This window comes from Nonomuraea sp. NPDC003754, from assembly GCF_053605785.1.
The window spans coordinates 28,518-38,609 of sequence record NZ_JBSGJX010000033.1 but is presented as its reverse complement, the minus strand read 5'-3'; the positions used below and the strand labels follow the sequence as shown (position 1 = coordinate 38,609).

8 protein-coding genes are annotated in these 10,092 nt (G+C 71.2%); 4 read left to right on the top strand and 4 right to left on the bottom strand.

Going from position 1 to position 10,092, the window contains the following annotated elements; translation table 11 throughout:
- The first annotated feature begins 28 nt into the window (after positions 1-28).
- Positions 29-1,342, top strand: coding sequence for an MFS transporter (locus ACWEVS_RS32680; RefSeq protein WP_449928649.1), 1,314 nt, complete (start codon positions 29-31; stop codon positions 1,340-1,342).
- On the opposite strand, the gene ACWEVS_RS32675 is transcribed toward ACWEVS_RS32680, so the two are convergent.
- Complete coding sequence (locus ACWEVS_RS32675) at positions 1,291-2,319, bottom strand: sensor histidine kinase (protein WP_449928651.1); 1,029 nt, start codon at positions 2,317-2,319, stop codon at positions 1,291-1,293. The genes ACWEVS_RS32680 and ACWEVS_RS32675 overlap by 52 nt on opposite strands.
- 129 nt (positions 2,320-2,448) lie before the next feature.
- Positions 2,449-3,465, bottom strand: a complete 1,017-nt coding sequence (locus tag ACWEVS_RS32670; protein WP_452554506.1) for a UbiA family prenyltransferase — start codon at positions 3,463-3,465, stop codon at positions 2,449-2,451.
- A 204-nt stretch (positions 3,466-3,669) separates the two neighbouring features.
- Between ACWEVS_RS32670 and ACWEVS_RS32665 the strand changes: the two genes are divergently transcribed.
- Positions 3,670-4,911: a LeuA family protein gene (locus tag ACWEVS_RS32665; protein ID WP_449928655.1), complete on the top strand. Its 1,242-nt coding sequence runs from the start codon at positions 3,670-3,672 to the stop codon at positions 4,909-4,911.
- 101 nt (positions 4,912-5,012) lie between these two features.
- The gene (locus ACWEVS_RS32660; RefSeq protein WP_354915503.1) at positions 5,013-5,678 is read left to right on the top strand and encodes a response regulator transcription factor; all 666 of its coding nucleotides are present in this window, start codon (positions 5,013-5,015) and stop codon (positions 5,676-5,678) included.
- A gap of 20 nt (positions 5,679-5,698) precedes the next feature.
- Here ACWEVS_RS32660 and ACWEVS_RS32655 read toward each other — a convergent pair whose 3' ends face one another.
- A complete protein-coding gene (locus tag ACWEVS_RS32655; protein ID WP_449928657.1) occupies positions 5,699-6,592 on the bottom strand; it encodes an aldo/keto reductase in 894 nt (297 codons plus the stop codon).
- Positions 6,593-7,067: 475 nt separating this feature from the next.
- On the opposite strand from ACWEVS_RS32655, the gene ACWEVS_RS32650 reads away from it, so the two are divergent.
- The gene (locus tag ACWEVS_RS32650; protein ID WP_354915497.1) at positions 7,068-7,763 is read left to right on the top strand and encodes a winged helix-turn-helix transcriptional regulator; all 696 of its coding nucleotides are present in this window, start codon (positions 7,068-7,070) and stop codon (positions 7,761-7,763) included.
- Between the two features lie 11 nt (positions 7,764-7,774).
- On the opposite strand, the gene ACWEVS_RS32645 is transcribed toward ACWEVS_RS32650, so the two are convergent.
- On the bottom strand, positions 7,775-10,060 hold the full coding sequence (locus tag ACWEVS_RS32645; RefSeq protein ID WP_449928661.1) for an ATP-dependent Clp protease ATP-binding subunit: 2,286 nt from the start codon (positions 10,058-10,060) through the stop codon (positions 7,775-7,777).
- Between the last annotated feature and the right edge of the window lie 32 nt (positions 10,061-10,092).

Genomic DNA, 10,092 nt, shown 5'->3' with positions numbered 1-10,092 from the left:
GGGTTTCATGGCAACCGATGGTGACCGTGTGAACACCGGGCCCCGGGTCGTGACCGCGACCGTCGTGGGCACCGTCATCGAGTCCTACGACCTGGCGCTGTTCGGGCTGGGCGCGGCACTGGTCTTCGGCGAACAGTTCTTCCCCGAGGCCCGGCCGGGCACGGCGATGCTCGCCTCGCTGGCCACCTTCGCCGTCGGCCTGCTGGCCAGGCCGATCGGCGGCATCGTGATGAGCCATCTGGGTGACCGCCTGGGCCGGGTCCCCGTCCTGGTGCTCACCTTGGTGCTGATGGGCACGGCCACGGTCGGCATCGGCGTGCTGCCCGGCTACGAGACCATCGGGGTGGCCGCCCCCGTCCTGCTCGTCCTGCTCCGCCTGGCGCAGGGATTCGGCGCCGGAGCCGAGTTCGTCGGCGCGATCCTCGTCGCGGCCGAGTCGGGCCCGCCGGAGCGCAGGGGCATGCGGGCCGCGCTGCCGAGCATCGGCTACTTCGCCGGCATCGTGCTGGCCACGGTGGCGTTCGCCGGCTTCGCCACCCTGCCGCCCGACCAGTTCGCCGCCTGGGGCTGGCGTGTTCCGTTCCTGCTGAGCGCCCTCACCCTGGCGGTGGGCCTCTACACGCGGCTGCGGATCTCCGAGACGGAGGCGTTCCAGGCCTCCTCCGGGCGGCGGGAGCGGCTGCCGCTGTGGAGCCTGGTCCGTCACCAGCCCCGCCGCCTGCTGGTGGCGTTCGCGGCCAACGGGCCCTTCGTCGCGGTCTACTACCTGGTGTCGGTGTTCCTGCTCCACTACGTCAGCCGGACACTGGGCCTGCCGCCGGCCGTCGGGCTGACGGCCAACGTGGTGGCGGGCACCGCCGCGGTGCTGGCCGTACCGGTCTTCGGCCGGCTGGCCGACCTGGTCGGTCGGCGCCCCGTCTGGTTCTTCGGCTGCCTGTTCCTGATCGCCTTCGCCGGTCCGATGATCGTCCTGCTGGACACCGGACGGCCCCTGCTCGTCGTGCTCGCGGTCACGATGGCCACGGCCGGCGGCCTGGTCGCCATGGGCGTGGCGCAGGCCTCGCTGTTCATCGAGATGTTCGAGACGCGGTATCGCTTCAGCGGCGTCGTGGTGGCGCGGGAGACCAGTGCCGCCCTGTTCGGCGGACCCATGCCGCTCGTCGCCGCCGCCCTCGTCCAGGCGGCCGGCGGCGCGTCGTGGCCGCTCGCCGTCCTGATCGTGGTGCTGGCGGCGGCCTCGCTGGTGGCGGTCCTGTTCGCGCCCGAGACCCGCGCGGCCGACCTGGTCGGTCAGACGGTGGCCTCCCGCCGTCCGGGCAGCGGGACCAGAAGCTCGACGTGAGAGCCGCGGCCCGGCCAGGAGGAGACGGTCAGCGTGCCGCCCATCAGCTCGGCCCGCTCCCGCATCGACGACAGCCCGACGCTGCGCGACCTGCCCGCCCGGCCGGTGTCGAACCCGACGCCGTCGTCCTCGACGGAGGCCCGCAGGTCGTGGGGTGAGATGTCGATCCTGGCCAGCACCACGGCGGGGGCGCCGTGGGCGACGGCGTTGCGGATGGCCTCCCTGATGACGAGGAAGGACTCGTCGCGCACGGCTGGTGGCGCCCACGTCTCGTCGCCGTTGACGCTCACCCTGATGGTCACCTCGTCGGTGCGCAACGTCTCGGTGAAGGTGAGCAGCGCCTTCTCCATGCTGGTCACGGTGTCCTCGAAACGCAGCTCCGAGGTGACGGCGCGCAGGTTCTGCATCGCCTCGCCGACGGCCTGCTTGGCCTTGCCCGCCCGCGAAGCGGCCCGTGACGGCCCGCTCGTGGCGAACATCTCGAAGAGCTCCAGCTGGCGGTGGGCGACGCTGAGCCCCGGCCCCACCCGGTCGTGCAGCTCCCGGGCGATACGGCGACGCTCGTTGAGATGCGCCCGGTGGATGATGTTGAGCAGGTAGCCGGTGTACGCGCTGGCCGCCTCCCTGATCCTGGTGTTGATGCTCTCGTTCACCGCCAGGGCGGTCAGCGTCAGCAGCTCCAGCGGGGCCTGCTCGGTGGAGACGTGGCGCTCCACCTCGCCGAGGATGAGCTCGAAGAGGGTGCCCGCCGCCCGCAGCGAGTCACGCGGGTCGAGCCGGCTCGCGGCCCTGCTCTCGCCGATGTCCCTGGTGAGCAGCCACCGCTCGCTGTCCATGGTGACCTTCCGGTCCCGCAGGCTGCGGATCAGGTCGGTCAGGGTGGCGTTCGCCTGAGCCATCGCCTGGGCCCTCGACTCGCGCTCGCGGACGATCGGATTGCCCGCTTCATGAAGTTCCCTCTCGTAGGCGAGCAGCATCGCGGCTCGCTCCTTCTCAAGGGAGCGCGCTAAGTCGTCCCACGGCGACCCATGGGGCTTGGCGTCTGCGGCCACGGGCCCTCCACTCGCGGCAACCAACCGAAGCCCGCCAGGTTGGGAGCAACGGTGTCAACTGGACACCACTGAGGGTACGCCGACTGACACGAGTTGACACAGGTGCGTCACGTACTGCGTGGCCATGAAGCCTCGGTAGAGGCGGCGTTTCCTGCAGCGCCCGCCCCGCGACGCGTGGGTCAGGGCCAGGACGGCGACCACGCCCGCTCCCAGCGTCAGCGCGCAGGCCGGCAGGCCCAGTCCCGGCGCGACGGTCGCCACGGCCAGCCAGAGGCACCCGGCCAGGGCGGCGGCCGCGACCGCCAGGAGGCGGCGCAGGAGCGGCTCGCCGTACAGCACCGCGACCGTGCGCCGTCCCGCCGCGGCGTCGCCCGGCGCGTCCGGGAGGTCCTTGGCCATCGTGCCCACGAGGCCGACCCACAGCGACATCACCACCGCGAACAGGAGTGTCCCCGCGTCCGGCGTCGTGCCGTGGGCGACGCTGGCGTATCCGGCCAGGTAGCTGAGGAGCGCGGCGGCCACCCCGATGCCGGGCGCGCCCAGCGTGTGGCGCTTGAGGCTGAGCGGGGGCATCGAGTACGCGTGGCCGAGCACCAGCACGGCGGCCACCGCCGGGGCGAGCGTGGGGACGAGCAGGACGGCGCCCACCATGGACAGCGCCGCGGCCGCCTTCGCGACCGCCGCGGCCGACTCCGGCCTCAGCTCGCCTGCCGCGATGGGGCGGCGGGAGTCGTTGGCCCGGTCCTCGTGGACGTCGGTCACCCCGTTGAGCAGGTAGGCCGACAGGATCGCCAGGACCCATACCGCCGCCCCGCCCAGCACCCCTGGCGCCGACGACCCCAGCCACGCGGCGGCTCCCGCGCCCCCCTGTATGGCCGGCGAGCCGAGCCACTCGGGCGCGGCGCCCGCCACCTCCGGCACCGATCCCCCGATCATGGAGGACACCCCGAGCGCCGCGCCGGTGACGAACCTGAGCAGATACATCGCCAGGACCGACGGGCGCGCCTCGACGAGGCACTTCAGGAGCGTGCGAGCGGGGACGCGGCGCGGAACGGCCTCCTGGGTCACCATGGCGTGATTATGAGCCCGCTCGCGGACTTCCGTTAATGCGGATCTCGAAGGGGGTAGCGGATCCTACATCTTTCGATACCGGTGATTGTCCGGCCTCCGCGGCACCCGCTCTTTCGGGTCCGGACTTGTTGGAGTCGCGTTCCGTTGTTAACGTCGGCCTACCGTCTCGACCATCTCATTATAGGAGAGGACGGCACCCCGGAAATGAGCAGCGGAACAGGCGAGGTAATTTTCGACTGGAACCGGTCACGGCTCCGCCCACCCGAGCCGGAGCCGACCGGGCAGGTGGAGCTGAACGACGAGTCGCTCCGTGACGGGCTGCAGAGCCCCTCCGTCCGCCAGCCCACCCTCGAGGAACGGGCCGCGCTCCTCCGGCTGATGGCCAGGCTGGGGATCGACGCCGCCAGCATCGGCATGCCGGCCACCGGGTCCGAGGCCGCGTTCTTCGCCGCCCGGCTCGCCCGGCACGCCGAGGACCTGCGGTTGCCGCTGGAGCTCCATTGCGCCGCCCGGACCGTTCCGGAAGACATCATTCCCATCGCGCAAATCAGCCAGGACACGGGTCGCGTCATCGGCGTAATGGCGTTTATCGGAACGAGTCCCATAAGGATATATACAGAAGGTTGGACGGAAAACCATCTGGTTAATTCGGTCACCGCGGCCATGCAATTCGGGCGGCGGGAGAATCTGCCGGTGTGCATCGTGGTGGAGGACGCCACGCGAACCTGCCCCGACATGCTCCGGCTCATCGCGCACGTGGCCCTGTACGAGGGCGCCGAGCGGATCTGCCTCTGCGACACGGTCGGCCACGCCACGCCGCGAGGCACCCGGGCGATCGTCGGCTACGTGGCCGAGGAGATCCTCGCCGCCCACGGCTTCGGGTCCGTGCCCATCGAATGGCACGGGCACAACGACCGGGGGCTGGGCCTGGCCAACGCGCTGGCCGCGATCGAGGCGGGCGTCGACAGGGTGCACGGCACCGCGCTCGGCATGGGGGAGCGCTGCGGCAACACCGCCATGGACCAGCTGCTGGTGAACCTGCACCTGTCCGGCGACACGCGTGAGCTGCGCGCGCTGCCCGACTACTGCGCGCTCGCGGCCGCCGCCTGCGAGCGGCCCATCCCCGTCGACTATCCGGTGGTCGGGGCCGACGCCTTCCGCACCGCGACCGGTGTGCACGCCGCCGCCGTGGCCAAGGCCGAGTTCGCGGGGAACCTCCCGCTCGCCGACCGCGTCTACTCCGCCGTCCCCGCCTCCGCGGTGGGCCGGTCGCAGCAGATCGACATCGGGCCCGCCAGCGGCCGGTGGAACGTGGTGCACTGGATGCGCCGGCGCGGCCTTCCCGCTGATGGCGAGGTGGTCGACGACATCCTTCGCCTGGCGCGTCGGTCCCACCGGGTGCTGACCGACTCCGAACTCCTGATGATGGCGGGCGCGAGAAGCTGACGCGATGCATCGCGCTGACCGTCGACCTGGGTTACTCTGAGTCCGGCTTGTCAGCTGGCGCCGGATACATCCCAGAGGGGCTATCACGTGGATGGACCGCGATGACACGCGAGGCCCAGGAACCCATCAGGGTCTTGCTCGTCGATGACCATGTCCTGGTGAGGGAGGGGCTGCGCGAACTCCTGGAGGCGCAGGCCGGGATGGTCGTGGTCGGGGAGGCCGGCGACAGCGAGTCGGCGGTCGCCCTCGTGGCCAGGGAACGGCCGCACGTCGTGCTGCTCGACGTCGAGATCCCCGGCGACGACGCTCCGACGACCGTGGCCCGCATCCATCGGCACTCGCCCGAGACGCAGGTGCTGATCCTGAGCATGTACGACGGGCCGGAACTGCTCCGCAGCCTGCTCGCCGCGGGGATCAGGGGCTACCTGCTGAAGAGCGCCAGCATCCAGGAGGTCGTGTCGGCCATCCACAGCGCCCGCTGCGGCGACGGGCGGGTGCTGCTCGCCGTCTCCCGCGAGAGCCTGGCCCAGGTCGACGGGCAGTCCTCTGACCTGCTGTCCGACCGGGAACGTGAGGTGCTCACCCTGGCCGCCCAGGCGCTCACCAACACCCAGATCGGCTCCCGGCTCGGCCTGACGGAGGCCACCGTCAAGCGGCACCTGCGCAACATCTTCATCAAGCTGGGCGCCGTGTCCAGGATCGACGCGGTCAACAAGGCCGTCAGCGCGTCCCTGATCAAGGTCGACAAGGTCCACAACGGGCGGTGACCGGGCCGCCTCGCGGGTCCTCAGCGAGTGAAGACCCGCTCGAGCCCGGCACGCTGCTCGGGCGCCAGCCGGACGTGCTTGGCGGCGAGGTTCATCTCCAGGTGCAACGGGTTGCGCGTGCTCGGGACGACCACGACGTCCTCCCCCTGGGCCAGCAGCCAGGCCAGCGCCAGGCGGGACAGGCTGACGTTGAGCTCGGCGGCCATCTCCTCGGCGAGCGGCAGCAGCCGTACGCTCTGCCGCAGCCGCTCGCCACGGAAGCGGGGGTCGAGCCGGCGAGGATCGCCGGAGCGCAGGTGTTCGGGAGCGCGGATCCTGCCGGTGAGGAGTCCCCGCCCGAGGGGGCAGCCGGCGATCACCCCGATGCCGAGCGAGCGCGCGACGGGCAGCAGTTCGGCCTCGATGTCGCGGTGCACGAGTGAGTACTCCCTCACCAGCGCGGTCACGGGATGGATCCGGTGCGCCCGCCGGAGCTGGTCGGCGGAGACACCGGACAGCCCGATGTGGCGGACCTTCCCGGCGGTGACCAGGGCGCCGAGCCTGCCGACCGTCTCCTCCAGCCCCGCCGGGCAACGGCTGACGTAGAACAGGTCGAGGTGGCCGGTGCCCAGCTCGCGCAGCCACGCGTCGCAGGCCCGCTCCACGTCCCCCGTCGCGTCCCCCGCCACCACGACGGCGCGCTCGCGGCGTCCGGCGAGAGCTCGCCGGACGACACCGGTGGCCCGGTCCGGGCTGACGCCGGTCTCCAGGAGGGCCGGGCCGGCTCCGAGCGCCTGCCGGAGGACGCGCACGCCGTCGGCGCCCTTCACCGCGCCGTAGAAGCCACTGAGAGCCGCGCAGCCGAGGCCGACCGGTGGTAGCGCCAGCTCGCCGATCCTCCTCAGACGCGCGGTGGCCGGTGTGCTCTCAGGCATCAGTCCAGAGCAGCGCACGCCGTCCGATGTCCGTGGTGCGCGGCGCGGGCGCGCGCGACCAGTCGTACTCGATCCCCGCGAGCGGTCGCGGCGCGCTCTTCCGGGGCTTTCCGGCCGGGACCTGGTCCGCACCGTCCACCCGGGCGCGGATCGCGCCGGGCCGCCATCGAGTCATCATGGTGCACCTCTGGGTCTTCCGCCGGGGCGGGCGGACCCTCCCCGCATGGATGCCTCCAGTGTGTTCCTCCGGGTTCGCGGCGGCCAAGCACGCGCCTAGCCCGGAGGCCGCCGTTGGTGCCTGCCCGCCGGGGCAGACCCTGCCTGGTCATCCGGGCCTGGTCATCCGGGCCTGGTCATTCGGGCCTGGTCATCCGGGTACGCCAACCGGCTATGGACTCCGTGGTTCTCCTCGCCACTTCAATAAAATAGAGTGGTTAGGGGAAGGCGGTCACCGTCGGCGCGTTGGAGGCGGCACATGGTCCATGCCAGGCGTAACTACGGCCAGTACTGCGGGCTCGCCGCCGCCCTCGACGTCATCGGTGAGCGGTGGACACTGCTCATCATCAGGGAGCTGCTGCTGGGGCCGCGCCGCTACAGCGACCTCATCGCCGCGCTGCCGGGCGTCGGCACCAACCTGCTGGCCGAGCGGCTGAAGTTCCTCACCGCCGAGGGCGTGCTCCGCAAGGTGGCCGACGACCAGGGCAAGGACCGGGGCTACGAGCTGACCGAGGTCGGCCGGCAGCTGCGCGAGCCGGTGCTCAGCCTGGCCCGGTGGGGGCTGCCGTTCCTGGACGCGCCGACGCCCGAGGAGATCGTCCGGCCGTACTGGGGGTTCCTGGCGGTGCAGGCCATGATCGACGACTCGCGGGTGCCCGACCTGGACGAGGTGTACGAGTTCCAGGTCGACGACGTGCTCTTCCACGTCGTCGTCAAGGACGGCGGCGCCGTCGCGGTCGAGGGCGGCTATCCCGGCTCGCCCACGGTGACCGCCGTCACCGATGCCCGCACGTTCATGGAGATCGGTTCCAAGCGGCTCTCGCCCTTCGGCGCCGTGGTGTCGGGGCGGCTGACGTTGCAGGGCCCGCCGGAGGCGATCCTGCGGGTGAGCGCCCTCCTCGGGCTGGTGCCCGAGGGGACGCCCGACCAGGCGCGCGGTGCCGCGAGCCGCTGAGCGGGGCGCCGCTACGGCGCGGGCCGCTCCACGCCGGTCACGTGCAGGGCTCCCTCCCTCACGCTGACGAGCACGTGCTGGCCGGAGCGCAGCTCGCCGTAGAGGATCTTCTCCGACAGCACGTCCTCCAGCTCGCGCTGGATGGTACGGCGCAGCGGCCGGGCGCCCATGACCGGGTCGTAGCCCCGGTCGGCCAGCAACCGCTTGGCCTCCCCGGACACCTCCAGCTCCATTCCGCGCTCCGCCATCCGCTCGGCCACCCGCGCCAGCATCAGGTCGAGGACGAGGATGATCTCCTGCGAGGCGAGCTGGTGGAAGACGACGATGTCGTCGACCCGGTTGAGGAACTCGGGCCGGAAGTGCTGCTTGAGCTCCTCCTGCACCTTGCCCTTCATCCGGTCGTAGGTGGACCCGCCCACGTCGGAGGCGGCGAACCCGATCCCGATGCCCTTGGAGATGTCGCGGGTGCCGAGGTTGGTGGTCATGATGATGACCGTGTTCTTGAAGTCGACCACCCGGCCCTGGGCGTCGGTCAGCCGGCCGTCCTCCAGGATCTGCAGCAGCGTGTTGAAGATGTCCGGGTGGGCCTTCTCGATCTCGTCGAACAGCACGACCGAGAATGGCTTGCGCCGTACCTTCTCGGTCAGCTGGCCGCCCTCCTCGTATCCGACGTAGCCGGGCGGGGAGCCGAACAGCCGCGACACGGTGTGCTTCTCCATGAACTCCGACATGTCCAGCATGATCAGGGCGTCTTCGTCGCCGAAGAGGAACTCGGCCAGCGTCTTGGACAGCTCGGTCTTGCCGACGCCCGAGGGGCCGGCGAAGATGAACGACCCGCCGGGACGGCGCGGGTCCTTCAACCCGGCGCGGGTGCGCCGGATCGACCGGGACAGGCCCTTGATGGCGTCGTCCTGGCCGATGATCCGCCTGTGCAGCTCGTCCTCCATGCGCAGCAGCCGCTGCGACTCCTCCTCGGTCAGCTTGACGGCCGGGATGCCGGTCGCCCTGGCCAGCACCTCGGCGATGAGCTCCTCGGTCACCTCGCGTGGCACCGCATGGGCGGCGCCCCGGCGGATGCGGATGCGTGAGCCGGCCTCGTCGATGAGGTCGATCGCCTTATCGGGCAGGAAACGGTCGCTGATGTAGCGGTCGGCCAGCTGCGCGGCGGCCACCAGCGCGCCGTCGGTGATCGAGACCCGGTGGTGGGCCTCGTAGCGGTCACGCAGCCCCCTGAGGATCTCGATCGTGTGCGAGAGGGACGGCTCGGGCACCTGGATCGGCTGGAAACGCCGCTCCAGCGCGGCGTCCTTCTCCAGGTACTTGCGGTACTCGTCGAGGGTGGTCGCCCCGATGGTCTGCAGCTCGCCACGAGCCAGCATGGGCTTGAGGATGTTGGCCGCGTCGATCGCGCCCTCGGCCGCCCCCGCCCCCACCAGGGTGTGCAGCTCGTCGATGAACAGGATGACGTCGCCGCGGGCGCGGATCTCCTTGAGCACCTTCTTCAGCCGCTCCTCGAAGTCGCCCCGGTAGCGGGAGCCGGCGACCAGCGCTCCGAGGTCCAGCGTGTAGAGCTGCTTGTCCTTGAGCGTCTCGGGCACGTCCCCGTCGACGATCATCTGGGACAGCCCCTCGACGACGGCGGTCTTGCCGACGCCGGGCTCGCCGATCAGCACCGGGTTGTTCTTGGTCCGCCGGGAGAGCACCTCCATGACCCGCTCGATCTCCTCCTCGCGGCCGATCACCGGGTCCAGCCTGCCTTCGCGGGCCGCCTCGGTGATGTTCATGCCGAACTGGTCGAGGATGGAGGACTTGGGCTTGGGCGGCGCGACCGGGGGACGCTGGTCGTCCTCGTCCCCGATCTCGTCCCCCTGGAGGATCCTGGTGACCTCGTTGCGGATGCCGGTGGGCTCGGCGCCCTGCGAGGCCAGCACCTGCGCTGCCACCCCTTCGCCCTCCCTGATCAGCCCCAGCAGCAGGTGCTCGGTGCCGATGTGGTCGTGGCCGAAGAAGAGCGCCTCGCGCAGCGCCAGCTCGAGCACGCGCTTGGCGCGGGGGGTGAAGGGGATGTGCCCGTCATGCGGCCGCTCGCCGGGCAGGCTGATCGAGACGACCCCCGTCTGGACCGCGTCCAGCCCGATGCCGAGCTTGGTCAGGGCGAGCGCCGCCACCCCCTGCCCCTCCAGGAGCAGGCCGAGCAGCAGGTGCTCGGTGCCGAGATAGTCGTGGTTGAGTTTCCTGGCCTCCTCCTGAGCCAGGACGAGAACCCGCCGCGCGCGGTCGGTGAACCTCTCGAACATTCCTCGCTCCCGGAAGGCCGACGACTACTATT

What these genes read in the sequence shown, in the direction of transcription:
- ACWEVS_RS32655 (WP_449928657.1), bottom strand. Translation starts at nt 6,592, where the DNA reads ATGCCTGAGAGCACACCGGCCACCGCGCGTCTGAGGAGGATCGGCGAG.
- ACWEVS_RS32670 (WP_452554506.1), bottom strand. Translation starts at nt 3,465, where the DNA reads ATGGTGACCCAGGAGGCCGTTCCGCGCCGCGTCCCCGCTCGCACGCTC.
- ACWEVS_RS32645 (WP_449928661.1), bottom strand. Translation starts at nt 10,060, where the DNA reads ATGTTCGAGAGGTTCACCGACCGCGCGCGGCGGGTTCTCGTCCTGGCT.
- ACWEVS_RS32675 (WP_449928651.1), bottom strand. Translation starts at nt 2,319, where the DNA reads ATGCTGCTCGCCTACGAGAGGGAACTTCATGAAGCGGGCAATCCGATC.
- ACWEVS_RS32660 (WP_354915503.1), top strand. Translation starts at nt 5,013, where the DNA reads ATGACACGCGAGGCCCAGGAACCCATCAGGGTCTTGCTCGTCGATGAC.
- ACWEVS_RS32665 (WP_449928655.1), top strand. Translation starts at nt 3,670, where the DNA reads ATGAGCAGCGGAACAGGCGAGGTAATTTTCGACTGGAACCGGTCACGG.
- ACWEVS_RS32650 (WP_354915497.1), top strand. Translation starts at nt 7,068, where the DNA reads ATGGTCCATGCCAGGCGTAACTACGGCCAGTACTGCGGGCTCGCCGCC.